Source organism: Actinopolyspora sabaoui, assembly GCF_051225635.1.
Taxonomy (GTDB): domain Bacteria; phylum Actinomycetota; class Actinomycetes; order Mycobacteriales; family Pseudonocardiaceae; genus Actinopolyspora.
Genome location: NZ_JBMIHH010000001.1, coordinates 489,332 through 506,724, shown reverse-complemented (window position 1 = coordinate 506,724; position 17,393 = coordinate 489,332). Strand labels below are relative to the sequence as shown.

The 17,393-nt window shown below is 67.6% G+C and carries 16 protein-coding genes; 1 reads left to right on the top strand and 15 read right to left on the bottom strand.

Annotated elements, in window-relative coordinates:
• Positions 1-130: 130 nt before the first annotated feature.
• The 14 genes from ACOQFL_RS02255 to dop form a co-directional block, all read right to left on the bottom strand.
• Positions 131-1,345: a GNAT family N-acetyltransferase gene (locus ACOQFL_RS02255; protein WP_435542390.1), complete on the bottom strand. Its 1,215-nt coding sequence runs from the start codon at positions 1,343-1,345 to the stop codon at positions 131-133.
• Between the two features lie 114 nt (positions 1,346-1,459).
• Positions 1,460-1,897 (bottom strand): DUF4333 domain-containing protein, encoded by a 438-nt coding sequence (locus ACOQFL_RS02250; RefSeq protein ID WP_435542389.1) that lies wholly within the window; start codon positions 1,895-1,897, stop codon positions 1,460-1,462.
• Positions 1,898-2,071: 174 nt separating this feature from the next.
• Positions 2,072-4,870 carry a DEAD/DEAH box helicase gene (locus tag ACOQFL_RS02245; protein WP_435542388.1) on the bottom strand — a complete coding sequence of 933 codons (2,799 nt, stop codon included), beginning with the start codon at positions 4,868-4,870 and terminating at the stop codon, positions 2,072-2,074.
• Between the two features lie 71 nt (positions 4,871-4,941).
• Positions 4,942-5,811 (bottom strand): twin-arginine translocase subunit TatC, encoded by an 870-nt coding sequence (tatC, locus tag ACOQFL_RS02240; RefSeq protein WP_435542387.1) that lies wholly within the window; start codon positions 5,809-5,811, stop codon positions 4,942-4,944.
• Positions 5,812-5,911: 100 nt separating this feature from the next.
• Positions 5,912-6,217, bottom strand: a complete 306-nt coding sequence (gene tatA / locus ACOQFL_RS02235; RefSeq protein WP_435542386.1) for a Sec-independent protein translocase subunit TatA — start codon at positions 6,215-6,217, stop codon at positions 5,912-5,914.
• A gap of 78 nt (positions 6,218-6,295) precedes the next feature.
• Positions 6,296-6,487 carry a bacteriophage holin gene (locus ACOQFL_RS02230; RefSeq protein ID WP_435542385.1) on the bottom strand — a complete coding sequence of 64 codons (192 nt, stop codon included), beginning with the start codon at positions 6,485-6,487 and terminating at the stop codon, positions 6,296-6,298.
• An 18-nt stretch (positions 6,488-6,505) separates the two neighbouring features.
• Positions 6,506-7,477, bottom strand: coding sequence for a helix-turn-helix transcriptional regulator (locus tag ACOQFL_RS02225; RefSeq protein WP_435542384.1), 972 nt, complete (start codon positions 7,475-7,477; stop codon positions 6,506-6,508).
• The gene (locus ACOQFL_RS02220; RefSeq protein ID WP_435542383.1) at positions 7,474-8,460 is read right to left on the bottom strand and encodes a helix-turn-helix transcriptional regulator; all 987 of its coding nucleotides are present in this window, start codon (positions 8,458-8,460) and stop codon (positions 7,474-7,476) included. The genes ACOQFL_RS02225 and ACOQFL_RS02220 overlap by 4 nt, the downstream gene beginning before the upstream one ends.
• 159 nt (positions 8,461-8,619) lie before the next feature.
• The gene (locus tag ACOQFL_RS02215; RefSeq protein WP_435542382.1) at positions 8,620-10,098 is read right to left on the bottom strand and encodes an amidase; all 1,479 of its coding nucleotides are present in this window, start codon (positions 10,096-10,098) and stop codon (positions 8,620-8,622) included.
• Positions 10,099-10,159: 61 nt separating this feature from the next.
• Positions 10,160-11,518 (bottom strand): Pup--protein ligase, encoded by a 1,359-nt coding sequence (gene pafA / locus ACOQFL_RS02210; protein ID WP_043574844.1) that lies wholly within the window; start codon positions 11,516-11,518, stop codon positions 10,160-10,162.
• A gap of 205 nt (positions 11,519-11,723) precedes the next feature.
• The gene (gene prcA / locus ACOQFL_RS02205) at positions 11,724-12,497 is read right to left on the bottom strand and encodes a proteasome subunit alpha (protein ID WP_435542381.1); all 774 of its coding nucleotides are present in this window, start codon (positions 12,495-12,497) and stop codon (positions 11,724-11,726) included.
• A gap of 138 nt (positions 12,498-12,635) precedes the next feature.
• On the bottom strand, positions 12,636-13,484 hold the full coding sequence (prcB, locus tag ACOQFL_RS02200; protein WP_435542380.1) for a proteasome subunit beta: 849 nt from the start codon (positions 13,482-13,484) through the stop codon (positions 12,636-12,638).
• Between the two features lie 211 nt (positions 13,485-13,695).
• Positions 13,696-13,893, bottom strand: coding sequence for a ubiquitin-like protein Pup (locus ACOQFL_RS02195; RefSeq protein WP_092627739.1), 198 nt, complete (start codon positions 13,891-13,893; stop codon positions 13,696-13,698).
• A gap of 226 nt (positions 13,894-14,119) precedes the next feature.
• A complete protein-coding gene (dop, locus tag ACOQFL_RS02190; protein WP_435542379.1) occupies positions 14,120-15,616 on the bottom strand; it encodes a depupylase/deamidase Dop in 1,497 nt (498 codons plus the stop codon).
• A 225-nt stretch (positions 15,617-15,841) separates the two neighbouring features.
• Between dop and ACOQFL_RS02185 the strand changes: the two genes are divergently transcribed.
• Complete coding sequence (locus ACOQFL_RS02185; RefSeq protein WP_435542378.1) at positions 15,842-16,354, top strand: NUDIX hydrolase; 513 nt, start codon at positions 15,842-15,844, stop codon at positions 16,352-16,354.
• Positions 16,355-16,495: 141 nt separating this feature from the next.
• On the opposite strand, the gene ACOQFL_RS02180 is transcribed toward ACOQFL_RS02185, so the two are convergent.
• The gene (locus ACOQFL_RS02180; RefSeq protein ID WP_435542377.1) at positions 16,496-17,260 is read right to left on the bottom strand and encodes an SDR family NAD(P)-dependent oxidoreductase; all 765 of its coding nucleotides are present in this window, start codon (positions 17,258-17,260) and stop codon (positions 16,496-16,498) included.
• Positions 17,261-17,393 lie beyond the last annotated feature (133 nt).

The following is a 17,393-nucleotide window of genomic DNA, read 5'->3' as shown; positions in this document are numbered from 1 at the left end:
CGGGAACCACCACTGCTGACCGACACCCTTCCCTCGGAAGGTCGCTGCCCGCTGTCGCGGCCTCCCGTAATGAGAGGCGACGGGAGGTCCCGTCGAGCGGGTAACCCGACAACCCGCCCCGAAACCTCGATCAGAAATGCGTGCCGCACCAGGCGCGGCCCCGAGTGGCGAACAACGCGTCGGCCACCGGCAGCGCGGCGGGATCGTGCACGGTGAGCAGGTTCGCGTCCGCGAGGGTGGACGGCTCGACCTCGCCGAACAACAGCGGCGCCAGCTGGGCGACGTCGAGGCTCAGCTGCGGCTCGTGTGCACCGCGTTCGACCCCTTCGGGGCCGACCAGATACCGGCCCTCGTTGTGCGGCAACGTGGCGTCGTGCACCTCGAGCACCACGGCACCGGCACCGGCGTAGTCACGCGCCCGCAGGGCGGCGTCCACGTCCACCGGACGAACCCACAGATCGTCGTAGACGTCCCGTACCCGACACTGTCTGCTGTCGGTCAACCACCACTCCAACGGCTCGTCGAGCGGTCGTTCGATCGCCACCACCTCGTCGGCCAAATCGATGCCGAGCAGGAACCGCCACAGCTCACAGGCAGCGGCCGAGTTCGCCGCTCGCATGTCCATCACCCGCAGCGTGGTGCGGCCGTCACCGAACCTGTAGTCGTTGCTGTGAGCCATCCAGCGAACGAACCCGTCGTCGTTGCCCGCCGCGTCGCGGTGCACGGCCGTGGAGGTGTGTTCCTCACTCGTACCGTCCCGCCGCAGCTGGGTCTGCCACCAGGCCCACGGACGAGCGATCGCACCCGGCCAGGCGGGCAGGTTCCGGTGGATCTCGGGGAGCAGTCGACCGGCTGTTTCGGGCTCGACCAGTCGCACCTCTCCACCTCCGGGAGCACTGTCACGCAGCTTCGCGGCTGCCGTCTCCAGGTGAACCGTGCGTGCCCTGGTGGCGATCCCGTAACCGAAACGCCCGTAGATGGCCGTCTCCGAGGCGTGCAACATCGCGAAGGGCTCACCGAGTTGCCACGCCTCGTGCAGCTGGGCGCGCATCAGCTGGGTCAGCACACCCTTCCGAGTCCGGTCCGCTCGCACACCGACGGCGGTCACGGCCGCTGCGGACAACTCGGCCCCACCCGGCATTACCACCGAGGAGGGAAACGATATCGCGGTTCCCGCCAGCTCACCGTCGAGGTGATCTCCCCAGACCCGGCCGACCTCGTACGGGGGTGCCATCCGCCGCCAGGCGGCGTCGCTCGCGGCGGGCATGTGCAGGGCACCTCGGAAGAGGTCGTGCGCGGCGCGATACTCGGATTCCGCCAACGGCCTGACATCGTGTTCGATCACGCCTTCATGATGCCGCCGATGCACCACTCGGTCGAATGATTTGCGAAGGCTCACGAAGCACCACTCGCTTGCGCGAGGAGCACGCGTCCACCCAACAAGGAGGTACGGGAACAATCAGTCGGGTCTGCCGACCGAGTAGGTCCCCTTCTCGTCCCGGATCACGATCCGCACGTTCTTGCTTACCCCGCCGACCCGCATTTCGCAAGTGAAACTGTGCCCGGCGCGCAGCGGCTCCCCCTCCGGGCAGATGACCGACTCGATACCGTCCACGCCGTAGGAATCCCGCGCGATCTGGCGCACCCCCTGCTGCACCGAATCGGCCTCCAGCACGGTGCGGTAGAACCAGCCGGGGGTGACGAATCCCAGCACGGCCACCACCAATGCCGATAACAGCGTCACGGAGCCGAGCAGCCAGGGCCACACACGACGTCGGCGCCGCCCCGCGAAAGCACTGGCACCGTCCCAACCACCCGGCGAACGGCCCGCCGGAGAGCCGTACCGATGCCGTTCGTTCGACTGCCTGTGCGGCGACGAGCCGTAGGGGTTGCTCATGTGCGCCTTTCGACGGGAATCAGCTCGCATCGGCTCGGCCGACGTCGGAAGCCGATCCAACCACAACCGAAGAAGAATGATCGGGGGTGGGTTTCTCCCGGAACGGCTCGCCCCGTTCCGGGAGAACGCGGTTCACCGCGCACACGGTCGCCCGGGGTACGCCCCCGCAGAAGGTCACACGGAGCCCGCGGCCACCACGCCCCGTCGAATCCCGTTGATCGCCTTGTTCGCGGCCGAACCGACCGGATCCTCCCGGCCGAGAACCTCTCGGATCTGGTCCAGCAGGTCGATCACCTGCCTGCACCAGCGCACGAAATCCCCCGCGGGGAGTTCGTGCCCCGCCGAAGCGGAAGCGGTCAGTACCTTCTCCAGCGAGTCCCCTCGAGCCCAGCGATACACCGGCCAGGCGAATCCCGCGTCGGGTTCCCGGGTTCTGTCCAGCTTGTGCCTGCGCTCGTCGTCCTCCAGCTCCGCCCAGAGTTCCCAGGTCGCCGAAAGAGCTTCGGACACCGCCCCCGGCGGGACCTCCGGAACCATGGGCGCGTCACCTCTGGCCTCGTAGACCAGCGACGAGACCACCGCGGCGAGCTGTGCCGGTTGCAGGGCGCGCCACTTGCCCACCCGCAGGCACTCGGCGAGCAACAGGTCCGACTCGCTGTAGAGACGCGCCAGTCGCTTGCCGTGGCCGGTGACCGGGTCATCCGGACTGTGCGGATCCAGGTAGTGGCGCTCCCCGAGCAGCGCGGTGATCCGGTCGAAGGAACGCACCAACGAGTTCGTCGTGGCGGCCACCTTGTTCCTGATCTGTTCGGTCTCGCGACGCAGTCGCTCGTGGCGTTCCGCCCACCTGGCGTGGTTCTCGCGTTCATCGCAGCCGTGGCAGGGATGCGACCGCATCGCCCGACGCAGACTGGCCAGTTCCCGGTCGTCCCCAGCCTGGGATCCCTTGCCGCCACGGCGCTTGCCCACCGGGGCGACACCGCTCTCCCGTAGCGTGTTCGCGAGCTGGCGCCGCGACTTGGGCGAACGGACGTCGACGTACTTGGGCAGCTTGATCCTGTCCTGGGGTTCGACGGGACTGGTGAAGTCGGCCACCGAGACCCTTCCGGCCCAACGGTCCTCCGTCACCACCAGCGGCCGTGCCTCGCCCATCGGGTCCAGACCCGGATCCACCACCACGGCCAGCCCGGAGCGCTTTCCGGACGGAATCGTGATCACGTCGCCCTTGCGCAGCTTTTCGAGCGACTTGGCCGCCTCGGCACGTTTGGCGGCCTTGTTCTGCTTCGCGAGTTCCTTCTCCCGGTCGGAGATACGACGCCGCAGATCGAAGTACTCGGCGAAATCGCCCTGGTCGCAGTGCATGGCCTCGGCATAACCGTCGAGCGCGGCCGTGTTGCGTTCCACCCGCCTGGACTGGCCCACCACGGAACGGTCCGCCTGGAACTGGGCGAACGACTGCTCCAGCAGTTCCCGGGCCGAGTCGGTCCCGAGGCGTCCGACCAGGTTGACGGCCATGTTGTAGCCGGGCCGGAACGAGGAACGCAGCGGATAGGTACGCGTGGAGGCCAGACCCGCCACCTGCTTGGGATCCATACCCGGCTGCCAGATCACCACGGCGTGCCCGTCCACGTCGATACCCCGACGCCCGGCACGCCCGGTGAGCTGGGTGTACTCGCCGGGCGTCAGATCGACGTGCGACTCCCCGTTGAACTTCACCAGCCGTTCCAGCACCACGGTGCGGGCTGGCATGTTGATGCCCAGCGCCAACGTCTCGGTGGCGAACACCGCCTTGACCAGGCCGCGGACGAACAGCTCCTCGACGGTTTCCTTGAACGCGGGAAGCAGTCCCGCGTGGTGGGCGGCGACGCCCCGTTCGAGGGCCTCCCGCCACTCCCAGTAGCCGAGCACCTCCAGGTCGCTCTCCGGCAGGGTGCTGGTGTACTCGTCGATCACCGCGCGGATCTCGTCCAGTTCCTCCTCGGTGGTCAACCGCAGGCCGGAACGCACGCACTGACCGACAGCCGCGTCGCACCCCGCGCGGCTGAAGATGAACACGATGGCGGGCAGCAGTTCGGCCTCGTCGAGCTGGCTGAGTACGTCCACCCGCGAGGGCTGGAAGAATTTTCCGCCCCGGTTCTGCACGCGCCGCTTACCGTCCCGGCCACGACGCACCTTGCCGGGTGGCTCTCTGGTACGCCCCAGTTCACTGGTGTGCCGCAGCAGATTGGGATTGATCTTGAGTTCGCGGTTCTCGTCCTCACCACCGAACAGGTCGAACATGCGGTTGCCCACCAGCATGTGCTGCCACAGCGGCACGGGCCGGTGCTCGTCGACGACCACGGTGGTGTCGCCGCGCACCTCCACCAGCCACTCACCGAACTCCTCGGCGTTGCTCACCGTGGCCGAGAGGCTGGCGACCTGCACCTGCTGCGGCAGGTGCAGAATCACTTCCTCCCAGACCGCCCCCCGGAAGCGGTCGGCGAGGTAGTGCACCTCGTCCATGACGACGTAGCCGAGCGCGTCCAGGCTGCTGGAACCCGCGTAGAGCATGTTGCGCAGCACCTCGGTGGTCATCACGACCACCTGGGCGTTGCCGTTGATCGAGGTGTCGCCCGTCAGCAGCCCGACCGCACCCGTGCCGTAACGCTCGCACAGGTCGGTGTACTTCTGATTGGAAAGCGCCTTGATCGGCGTGGTGTAGAAGCATTTGCGCCCACTGGCGAGGGCGAGGTTGACGGCGAACTCGCCGACAACGGTCTTGCCCGCGCCGGTGGGAGCACAGACGAGCACCCCGTGCCCGTCCTCGAGTGCCTGGCAGGCGGTCCGCTGGAACGGATCCAACTCGAAGGACAGGTCGACCGTGAAGGCCCGTAGTCTCGGATGCGCACTGCGCGCCTGATGCGCGGCGTACGCCTCGGCGGGACCAACGGGCCCGGTGCTCGTCTCCGTGGTTTCGGTACGGCTGTCAGCCACTCTCCCAGACTTTCATATCTCGGCCGTGAACGTGTCCACCATGCTGACACCGAGGCCACCCGGGGAAGCGGTCAGGTCGCGTCGTCCTCCTCGACACCGGATCCGGCCCGACTACCGACGTCGACCTCGGAGGGACTGGTATCCAGCTCGGACGGCTGATCGGGGTCGAACTGCTGTGCCGAGGCCTCCTTGCGCGCCTTGGAGTTGTCGTGGGCCCGACAGATCACCAGGGCGACTCCGTACAGCGCACACAACGCGGCGGCCAGCACCAGCATGGACAGCGGATCCTGCCCCGGAGTGGCGATGGCGGCGAAGATGAACAGCGCGAACACGCTGCCACGCCACCAGCTGCGCAGCTTGGCGTAGCTCACGACCCCGGCCCGGTTCAGCATCACCATGACCAGGGGCAGTTCGAAACTGATACCGAAGAACAACAGCATCAGCAGCACGAAGTTGATGTACTCCCCGCCGGTCAGCGCGGTGAAGAACGCACCACCGCCGAAACCCGACATGAAGGCGAGCCCCTTCGGTGCTACGAAGTAGGCCAGCGCGGCACCCGCCACGAAAAGCAGACTGCCGATGCCCACGAAAACCCTGGCGAACTTGCGTTCCCTGGCATGCAGTCCGGGCGCGATGAACGCCCAGAACTGGTACAACCAGACCGGGCTCAGCAACACCGCACCCAGCGACAGGCCGACCTTGAGCTGGATCATGAAGACCTCGAAGGGACGGGTCTGCATGAGCTGGCACTTGCCGTTCGGACTCAGCCGCATGTCGGAGGGCAACGAGCAGTACGGGCCGGTCACGAAGTCACCGAGACTCGGCAGGCCGAACAGTTGGTGGGAGAACCACCAGAAACCGAAGATCCCGCCGCTGATCACCGCCAGCAGGGCCACCCCGAACCGGTAGCGCAGTTCGTAGAGGTGATCGACCAGTGTCATGGTGCCGTCGGGGTTCCGGCGGCGACTGTACTTGGTGCGATCACGCCCGAACGGGTTGAGGCGGCGAAGCCGACTGCCTTCCACCGTCACAGCCCCCGCGTCAGTTCGTGGCGTCGTTACGGTGCTTGTCCTCGGCCGGACGTTCGCCGTTCAACCGCTCCGCGCTGGTCGCCGTGAACCCGGTCGAGTGCTGCTCACCCGTGGTGAGCTGTTGCGGCTCGCTCCGTTCGGACTCGCCCTGGGAGGAGGCGGCCTGCTCGTCCTGCTTCATGCCACGCGTCTCGGCCTTGAAGACCCGTGCGGACTGACCGAGCGACCTGGCCAGCTGCGGCAGTTTGGCTGCTCCGAAGAGCAACACCAACACACCGACGATGAGGACCAGCTCCCAACCACCGGGGAAACTCATGCTTGTACACCTCTTCTCGAGCCTGCTGCAACGGGGATATTACGCCGCACGTGGCCGGTTTCGACAGGTTCGATCGGATCAATGACGCTTCAGGGCGATTCCGATTCCGGCCCCGCGTGCCCGCAGCAGCCCGATCCGGTCGGAAAGCTCACCGGAGACCCGGGCGTATGCGGCCCGCGTACGGCGAACCGAGCGGAGTGTGGTCAGCACCACGGGGATCAGGGCGATCAGGGCCACCAGCACAAGTCCCACCATCAACGCGTACGGCACGGTGACACCGTATCCCCCTCAGGTGACCGGCGAGTGAAGAGACCGTTCCAACGCCTCGTCCGCGCGCTGTCGAACCTCGGTCGCCAGTTCCGTGGGGGCGAGGATCCTTCCTCGCCCGCCCAGTCCGAGCACCAGCCGCACCAACCACGCGCGGTCGGAGTAACGCAGCACCACCCTGGTGAATCCGTCCGGCAGATCGGTTACCTCGTCGACGGCGTAGTACTCGGCCACCCAGCGGGCCTCGGGGCACAGTTCGAGTTCGACGCTCGGCTGCGGCTCCGTGGGGCGGAACGGTCCTCCCGAGAGGTCGGTGCCGGTAGCCTCGGCGGGGGGACGCGTGGGCTCGTCGAGAACCTCGGCGTCGTCCATCCGGTCCAACCGGAACAGCCTTACCCCACCCGCGCGCCGGCACCAGGCCTCCAGGTAGCTGTGCCCCTGCACGAGCACCAGCCGCATCGGGTCGACCGTACGTTCGGTGATCTCGTCCCTGGAGGCGGTGTAGTACCTGATGCGCAGTGCGTTGCCCAGTCTGGTGCCTTCCTCAACGGTCGAGCCGACCTCGGTGGCCACCGGCCGGGACTCGTCGGCCAACCCGACCACGACACCCTGGCGCCGCGCGGCGCCCACCGCGTTCTCGACCTTCGCCAACGCCCTGCGCACCGCGTCGGTGTCGGCGATTCCCGGTGTCTCGGACAGCGCGCGCAACGCCACCTGCAGCGAGGTGGCCTCCTGCCCGGTCAGGCGCAACGGTTTGCGCATCCCGGCGTCGTAGACCACCGTGACGGTGTCCCCGCTGAACGACAGATCGATCAGGTCCCCGGGGCCGTATCCCGGCAAACCGCACATCCAGAGCAGTTCCAGGTCCCGACGAATCTGCTGCGCGTTGACCCCGAAATCGGCCGCGACCTCGGCCACCTCGATTCCCGGCCTGTTGACCAGGTACGGAATCATCGCGAGCAATCGAGGCAGCCGCTCACTCGTACTGCTCACCGCTCTCCCTCCCGAAGGGTCCGCAACGTCGCCAGGTGTGCCTCGCGGACGGACTTTCGCAGCGTTTCCGGTTCCAGGACCACCACATCGGGGCCGTAGCCCGCGAGCCATCCCGTCGCCGATTCGGGATAGCTCAGTTCGAGACGCAGCTCCTCACCGGCGACGCCGTCCAGCTCGCGTTCGGCGAGGACTTCCGCGTCCCGGCGCACTCCCTGGGCACGTCCCCGCGCCACCCACAGGCGCACCGGAGTTCGCGGTGGGGGCGTCGACTCGAATCCGGTGACCAGGCTCATCAGGTTCACGTCCTCGGGACAGTTCACCTGTCCCCGCGTGCCGAAGGCGCGCACCTCCCCGCTGATGCGGGAGAGTCGGAAGCAACGCGCGGCCTGCCGGTCCCTGTCGTGGCCGACCACGTACCAGCGGCCGCACCAGGACACCACCCCCCACGGTTCCACGGTCCGCGGTTGCGCGGAACTGCTGGCGGGCCTGCGGTAGTCGAAGGTCACCGGCCGCCCTTCGCGTACGGCGGTCAGCAACGGAGAGAAGGCCGGTTCGTCCGCCCGCACCTTGGGTTCGATGGGCCCGGCGGCGCCGTCGTCGACGTCGATACCGGCGGCGCGCAGTTTGTGCAGCGCGCCGCGCGCGGCGGTGCCGAATTCGGGTGCCTCCCAGAGTCGGGACGCCAACGCCACGGCGGCGGCCTCGTCGGACTCCAGCGCGATGTCGCCGATCTCGTAGTCACGGCGTGCTATCCGGTAGCCGTCGATACCGTCGAAAGCCGAGTTGCGCCCGGTCTCGAGCGGGATGCCCAGGTCGCGGAGTTCGGCCTTGTCACGTTCGAATGTTCGGTAGAACGCTTCGTCACTGGCGGAGTCGGAATAACCGGGAACGATCCCTCTGATTCGCTCCGCGGTGAGGTACTGGCGAGTCGACAGCAGACACAGCACCAGGTTGACCAGGCGTTCTGCGCGCGGAATGCCCACTTTGCCGAGTCTAGTGACAGTAACGGCGGTCACGTTCGCGGCCCGACGTCGTGACCTGATGAAACGGCGCGGCGGGCCACCTCCGAGAAATCTGGAAAAGATCCAGATTACCCGGCGGACCCGCTCGGCACCGACAACGGAGACACGTGCGGCCCACCGTCACAGTGGCGGTTCGCGCCGCGCCCAGGGGCGCGCACGTTCCAGCTGGGCAGCCAGCCGGAACAGCATCCCCTCGCCCGCCAATGGCCCCACGAACTGCACACCGAGCGGCAGCCCGTCGGGATCCCAGTACAGCGGGACGGACATGGCCGGCCTACCGGTGATGTTGGCCAGCTGGGTGTAGGGCACGTGGCGCAGGTTCTCCCGGGCCACTCGATCCACCATTCCGCTGGCGCGCAGCATTCGCCCCAGTCCCAGCCCGAGCGCGGCTCTGCCCGCCGCGCGCAACGGCTCGCCGGTCGCGAGCTCACCCACGCGCACCGGTGGCCCGGCGAGCCCTGGAGTCAACAGCAGGTCGTAGTCACGGTGGAACTCGGCCAGCCTGCGCGTGTAGCCGTGCCACCGGTCGAGCAGCGCACTGTACTCGGGGCCACTGATGGCACGGCCCACGGCGGCCAGCAGTCGGCTGTCCAGCTCGAACGAGGCCTCCGATGCTCCGGTGGCCGCCATCGCGTCGTCGATCGAGGCTGCCAGCTTCACCGACCAGGCACGCAGGAAGTCCACGGCCAGCGAATCGAGATCCACCGGCGAGCTCACCGGTTCCACTTGGTGCCCCAACGACTCCAACAACCGGGCGGCGTCGCTCAACGCCTCGGTCGCGTGGGGATGCGGCCGTCCCAGGGCCGACTGCGCGGTGAAACCGATACGTAGCCGAGAGGGTTCGGAGGCGATCTCGGTGGTGAAATCACGACCGGGAACGGCGGGCGAGTACGGACCGGCCGGATCGGCCCCCACGATCGCGTCCAGCGCGGCAGCGCTGTCCCGAACCGTGCGCGAGAGCACGCCGTCCGAAGCGGCCCCGTGAAAGCTCTCCGCACGCGCTGGCCCCGCGGGCACCAGACCACGCCCCGGTTTGAGCCCGAAGAGGCCGCAGCACGCGGCCGGGATCCGGATGGAACCGCCGCCGTCGCTGGCTCCGGCCACCGGAACGATTCCCGCGGCGACCGCGGCTGCCGAACCACCCGAGGAACCCCCCGGAGTGCGGTCCGGCGACCACGGGTTGCGGGCGGGCCCGAAGGCTTCGGGCTCGGTGACCGGTTTGGCGCCGAACTCGGGAGTGTTGGTGCGACCGAACGGCAGCAGTCCCGCGTTCAGCCAGCGGCACACCACCTCGGCTGTTTCCGTTGCCACCACCCGCGACAGCGCGCCTGTCCCCGCGCTGGAAGGATGCCCCGCCCACTCCTGGTTCAGGTCCTTGAGCAGGAACGGAACCCCCGCGAGCAGACCACCGGCGGGAAGCTCGCCCGCCAACTCCCCCGCGGCCGCCCGGTCGGTACGGACCACCGCGTTGATGCGGTCGTTGACCTTCTCGTAGCGATCGAAGGCGGCGTCGAGCAGTTCGGTCGCGGATACCTCACCGCCGGCGACCAGCTCGGCCAGCCCCACCCCGTCGTGTTCGCGGTACTCCGAATAGTCCATGCCCACCCTTCCGTCGCGGCAGCCTCGACGCGTCCGGCCACGCGGATCTGACACGAACGAGTCACAACGAGCTGATCAGACGTTCCACCCGCTCGTCCACCGCACGGAACGGATCCTTGCACAGCACTGTCCGCTGCGCCTGGTCGTTGAGCTTGAGGTGCACCCAGTCGACGGTGAAGTCCCTGCCCGCGGTCTGCGCGGCCGCGATGAAGTCGCCACGGAGCTTTGCCCTGGTGCTCTGCGGCGGGGTGTCCTTGGCCGCCTCGATGTCGCCGTCATTGGTGGCACGGTCCACCAGATCCTTGCGCTGCAACATCTCGAACAGGCCCCGGTTGCGTCGCAGATCGTGGTAGGCCAGGTCGAGTTGCGCGATGCGCGGGCTGGACAGCTCCAGACCGTGCTTGTCGCGGTAGCGCTCCAGCAGACGATGCTTGATGGCCCAGTCGACCTCCCGGTCGATCAGCGAGTAGTCCTGGTACTCCACGGCGTCCAGCGCCCTGCCCCACAGGTCCATGATCCGGTCCGTCATCGGGTCGGAACCGCGACGAGCCACGTACTCGACAGCACGGCCGTAGTACTCCCGCTGGATGTCGAGCGCGGACGCCTCACGGCCACCGGCCAGCCGTACGGGGCGCCTTCCGGTGAGATCGTGGCTGATCTCCCGGATCGCACGGATCGGATTGTCCAGACTGAAGTCGTGGAACTGCACCCCCTGCTCGATCATCTCCAGCACCAGGTTGACGGTGCCCACCTTCAGCAGGGTGGTGACCTCGGACATATTCGAGTCGCCCACTATCACGTGCAGCCTGCGGTAGCGCTCCGCGTCGGCGTGGGGCTCGTCCCTGGTGTTGATGATCGGGCGGGAACGGGTGGTGGCGCTGGAGACCCCCTCCCAGATGTGCTCCGCCCGCTGGGACAGGCAGTAGACCGCACCGCGTGGGGTTTGCAACACCTTGCCCGCACCGCAGATCAACTGTCGGGTGACCAGGAAGGGCAACAGCACGTCGGCGATACGGGAGAACTCTCCCGAGCGCCCCACGAGGTAGTTCTCGTGGCAGCCGTAGGAGTTGCCCGCCGAGTCGGTGTTGTTCTTGAACAGGAAGATGTCCCCGCCGATACCCTCGTCAGCCAGCCTCCGCTCGGCATCGGTGAGCAGGTCCTCCAGGATGCGCTCACCCGCCTTGTCATGGGTGACGAGCTGGACGAGATCGTCACACTCGGCCGTCGCGTACTCGGGGTGCGAACCAACGTCCAGATAGAGTCTCGCGCCGTTGCGCAGGAAAACGTTCGAGGAACGGCCCCACGAAACGACCTTCCGGAACAGGTATCTGGCAACCTCGTCCGGGGAGAGCCTGCGTTGCCCGTGAAAGGTACAGGTCACCCCGAACTCGGTCTCGATGCCGAAGATCCTCCGCTGCATGCCTCCACAGTAGGCGTCTTCGTGGAACTCGGCGGTCCGCCGTTCGGGGTCGGACGCGAAAAAATTCGGTCGAAAACACCACACAACGTAGCCACACGCGAGTCGGAACCGGTGGTTTCGACGCTCAGGGACCGAGCACCGAAACCACCGTTCCGTTCGTCACAGCGCGGCCGCGTCCCGGCACGAACCGCCCGGGACCGGCGCGTCACTCGGGCGAGCCGCCGTTTTCCGACCGCTCCGAGTCGGCACCCGAGCTGGTCTCCTCCGTACCCGAGCCGGACTCCTCGGACTCGGCGGGAAGCAGCTGGCGCAGTGCCGCACCGGTGATGCGACGGAACGTGCGGTGCGGCCTGGACCGTTCCAGTATCGCCACCTCGAGCTGCCCGACTCCCAACTGGCGGGAACCCTCGCCGCCGGCCACCAGGGCGCGCACCGCTTCCCGTATCGCGGGTTCGAGTTCCATGCCGTCGGTAAAGGAGTCCTTCAGCGCGGACGTGACGGTCTCGGCCTGCCCGCCCATCGCCACGTACTGCGGTTCGTCGACGATGGAACCGTCGTAGGTCAACCGGTACAGCTGGTCCGCGTCCGGTGTGCTGCCCACCTCGGCGACACAGATCTCCACCTCGAAGGGCTTCACCTGTTCGGTGAAGATGGCCCCCAACGTCTGCGCGTAGGAGTTGGCCAACGCCCGACCGGTGACGTCCCGCCGGTCGTAGGAGTACCCCTTGACGTCGGCCATTCTGATACCGGCCATACGCAGGTTCTCGAACTCGCTGTACCGCCCCACCGCGGCGAAGCCGATGCGGTCGTAGATCTCGGAAATCTTGTGCAGGGTGGTCGAGGGGTTCTCGGCCACGAACAGCACCCCGCCCGCGTACTTGAGCACCACCACGCTACGCCCCCGAGCGATACCCTTGCGGGCGAGCTCGGAGCGTTCGCGCATCAGCTGCTCTGGCGAGGTGTAGAAGGGCATCGTCACGGTTGTGCACTCCTGGCTCGAATCGTGCTGTACCGACTTGGCACATGGCGCTTGCTTCGCACGCGGCGACGGACACCGGGCCTGCCGGATCGCCCCGTCCCCCGTCGTGGCGATCCGGCCCCGCGCGGCCCCTCGGCCTCAGCCTCCGGGGTTCTGCTGCCTACCCGCGACGACCTCCTCGGCGACGGCGGCGGTGTGTTCCTCGGACATGCGGACGGCCCCCTCCGCACCGGTGATCGTGACCACCGTGGGATAGATCTTCCTGGCCACGTCCGGTCCACCCGTCGCGCTGTCGTCGTCGGCCGCGTCGTAGAGCGCCTCGATCGCGTTGCGCACAGCCGAGTCGACGTCGGCCTCCGGATCGTGGCGTTTCTTCAACGCCGACTTGGCGAACAACGAGCCCGAACCGACGGCGTTGTATCCCGCGCTCTCGTCGTAGCGTCCGCCGGTGATGTCGTAGGTGACGATGCGCCCCGCACGGTCGGGATCCTCGGCAGCGGTGTCGAAACCGGCGAACAGCGGCACCACCGCGAGCCCGGCCATCGCTCCCTGCAGGTTGCTGCGCAGCATGGTCGCGAGCTTGTTGGCCTTACCGTCCAGCGAGAGCGGAACGCCCTCGATCTTCTCGTAGTGCTCGAGTTCGACTGCGTACAGCCGCACCATCTCGAGCGCGATCCCGGCGGTACCCGCGATCCCCACGGCGGAGTAGTCGTCGGTCACGTAGAGCTTGTCCATGTCCCGCTGGGCGATGATGTTGCCCATCGTGGAGCGACGATCCCCCGCGAGCAGCACACCTCCACGGAAGGTCAGCGCGACGATGGTCGTCCCGTGCGGCACGTCCATGGATCCCTCGGTGTTCTCCGTTACCCGCGGCAGCATCTCGGGTGCCGCGGCTCGAAGGAAGTCCGTGAACGACGAGGATCCGGGAGTGAAGTACTCGGGGGGCAGCGCCTGACCCGGATGGCTCCGAGTCGAGCTGGATTCCATGGGCGACATCGTCTCCTGCTCGAAGTAACTGGCGTCACATGATCGGTTGTGCACACTCTAGGGCGTGCACGGCCGCGCTGGTCGGCCCGGTGCCGCCCGCGCCGACCGTGCACGAAAGCCCCAACGGGACGGTTCGGACGTCTCGTCCCGGCATCGACCGGGAGCATCCGGGCGAACCGTCCCGCGGGACTCCGTTACTGGCCCTTCCGGGTTACTGACCACCCTTCTGGACGTAGGCTCGGACGAAGTCCTCGGCGTTCTCCTCCAGGACGTCGTCGATCTCGTCCAGAATGGTGTCCACATCCTCGCCGAGCTTCTCCCGACGATCCTGACCAGCGGATTCGGCACCGTTCTGCTCGTCGTCGCCTTCGTCTCCGCCGCCGTGCCGCTCAACCTTTTCCTGGGACATCTCGCCTCCCGGTGGTCTCATCGAGGATGCCTGTCCGTAACCGGCACCGCGGCTTCCGCCGGGTGAACCCGACACCGTCCCGGGCCGGACGGGCAACAAAACATCCTGGTGTGAACACTACCTAGTCAATCGACCCCACGCCCAGATCCAAAAGTGGTTGTTTTGGATCTGTCGCGCTCCGAAGGTCCCGCGACCGAGTGGTCACCGGGCCCGGGCGCCCTTCGCATCACCCACCGGTGAGGGAGTCCACCAGCTCCTCGGCGCTGGTGGCCGCCTCCAGCAGTTCACCCACGTGTGCCTTCGTCCCCCGCAACGGTTCCAGGGTCGGGATACGCACCAGCGACTCGCGTCCCAGGTCGAAGATCACCGAATCCCAGGAGGCGGCGGCGACCTCGTTCGGGTAGCGCTCCAGGCATCGACCGCGGAAGTAGGCCCTGGTGTCTTCCGGCGGGGTCGTAACGGCTTCGCGAACCTCCTCCTCGGCCAGGATGCGCCGCATCGAACCACGGCTGACCAACCGGTTGTACAGTCCCTTGTCCATGCGCACGTCGGCGTACTGCAGGTCGATCATGTGCAATCGGGGCGATCCCCAGGCGAGGTTGTCGCGGCTGCGGTAGTTCTCCATCAGCTTCAACTTGGCGGGCCAGTCGAGCCGGTCGGCGCACTCCATCGGATCCCGCGCGAGCAGGTCGAGCACCTCTCCCCACGTTCGCACCACCTCGCCCGAGGTGTGGCTGCCGTGCGCCTCGACGTACTCCACGGCCCGCTCGTGATAGGCCCGCTGCAGGTCGAGACCGGTGAAGTGCCGCCCGTCGGCGAGTTCGACCTTCTGATTGAGGCTCGGGTCGTGGCTGATCTGGTGCACCGCCTTGACCGGATCGGCCAACCGGAGATCGTCGAAACGACGTCCGGACTCGATCATGTCCAGGACCAGGGCGGTCGCGCCGAGCTTGAGGTAGGTGGCCGTCTCGGCGAGGTTGGCGTCACCGAGGATCACGTGCAGCCTGCGGTACTTGTCGGCATCGGCATGGGGCTCGTCCCTGGTGTTGATGATGCCGCGTTTGAGGGTGGTTTCCAGGCCCACCTCGACCTCGACGTAATCGGCGCGCTGCGAGAGCTGGAAGCCGGGTTTCTCCCCCACCTGGCCGATACCCACCCGACCGGAACCACACACGATCTGCCTGGAGACGAAGAAGGGCGTGAGTCCCGCGATGACGGCCGTGAACGGAGTGTCGCGGGCACACAGGTAGTTCTCGTGGGTGCCGTAGCTGGCGCCCTTGCCGTCGATGTTGTTCTTGTACAGCTGGATCGGGGTGGTACCCGGTACGCTGGCGGCGCGCAGCGCGGCCTCCTCCATCACCCGCTCCCCGGCCTTGTCCCAGAGCACGGCGTCACGCGGATTGGTCACCTCGGGAGCGGAGTACTCCGGATGGGCGTGGTCGACGTAGAGTCGCGCACCGTTGGTGAGAATGACGTTGGCCGCACCGAGATCGTCACCCTCCGAGCCGTTCGACGATGACGACGAGGCGCCCATGTCGAAGCCGCGGGCGTCGCGCAACGGCGATTCCACCTCGTAGTCCCACCGGGCACGCCGCGCTCGGGGGATGTCGGCCGCCGCCGCGTAGGCCAGCACGATGTGGGTGGAGGTCAGCACCGGGTTCGCGGTCGCGTCACCCGGCACGGTGATCCCGTACTCCACCTCGGTTCCCATGATCCGACGCATAATGTTCAGCCTACGGGTTCAACGCGGTGTACGACTCCCTGTAACGGTCACATTCCGGTGCCGGGTGCGGACGAGGAGAGCGAGCCCGCACACACCGCCGGTGCCGGTTCGATCCCCGCCCCAACAGGCTTCCCGCTCCGACCGGCTCCCTGCCCCAACCGGGTCGACGGGGCACCGCGAGAACTGTCGCCCCGGTGCCGACAACGGAACTGACATCCTCGGGTGGTGACCGCCGGAGAGGAACTAGTCGCCGTCTACGACCGGGACGGCTCAGTGGTCGGTTCGGCCCCGCGAGCCCGGATGCGTTCCGAAGGGCTGTGGCACGCGGCCACCTCGGTGCTGGTGCGTTCCACGGACCTGACGAAGGTCTACGTGCACCGACGCACCGCGGACAAGGACGTCTACCCGGCCATGTACGACTGCTGGGCGGGTGGTGTCGTGGCGGCCGGTGAGGCCCCGGACGAGGCAGCACGGCGGGAGTTGGCCGAGGAGCTGGGAATCCGTGCGGAGCCGCGTTTCCTGTTCCGGACCACCCACGAACGGGGGCCGGTACGATTTCACGCTTTCGTGTATGAGATCCGTTGGGACGGGCGGGTGATCCACCAGCCGGAGGAGATAGCCGCGGGTTGGTGGATGCCGCTGGCCGAGCTGCGGGAGCACGCGCGGGATCCGGACTGGCCGTTCGTGCCGGACGGCAGACAGTTCCTCACCGAGTGGTTCGACTTCCGGGAAGGTTGATTGAAGTCTTTCGGTCGGGTGGGCGAGGTACTCGCTCGGCGGACCTCCCGCCGGCCCTGGTCGTAGTGCCTCGGGAGGCCGCGACGTCGCGTGGCGAACCCCGCCGGAGCTCTCCACCATCGGCCGCTTCAAGAGCGCACCTCAGACGGCGGACCAACCGTTGTCGACCGGCAACACCACTCCGTTGACATTGCTGGCGGCTTCGGAGGCAAGGAAGACGATGGCTGCCGCTTGCTCCTCGGCCTCGGCGACGCGGCCGATGTTCTTGCCGTAGCTGCCGAGAACGTTGGGGCCGAGCGCCTCGGGATCGGCGTCGACGGTGATACCGGTGGCGGTACCGCCGGGAGCGATCGCGTTGGCACGGACACCGCTGTCGCGGTACATGACGGCCAACGACTTGGTGAGCCCGATGAGGCCGTGCTTGGCGGAGGTGTAGGCGGCCCCTGCCGCGCTGCCCCGCAGGGACGCCTCCGAGGCCGTGTTGACCACGACACCGCTGCCCTTGGCCAGCATGTGCGGCAGCGCCGCGCGGGTGAGCAGGAAGGGAGCGCTCAGGTTGACCCGCAGGACGCGTTCCCACTCGGCCTCGGTCAGATCGGCCACCGCGGCGAAGCTGTCCATGATGCCCGCGTTGTTGACCAGCACGTCCGGGCCGCCGAACCGGTCCACCGCGGTGGAGACGATCTCGTCGACCACGACCTGATCGCCCAGATCGCCGATCACGGTGGTCGCCGTGCCGTCCTGCTCCCGGATCAGCTGTTCGGTGGTCGAGGCACCTTCGGCATCGAGGTCCGCGATGAGTACCCGCGCTCCCTCGGAGGCGAACCGCAGCGCGGCGGCCCGCCCGATACCCGCTCCGGCGCCGGTGACCACGACACAGCGCCCTTCCAGGCCGGTTCCACTCATCCCGAACTCCTTTCCACCCGGGTCCGGATCCCGCCTGGTCCGGATCCCGCCGAACGACCGACGCGGCCGAACCGTTCGATACTTATAGGCACATCATGCCATATTTACATCATGCGCCGAAAAATGAACGGCC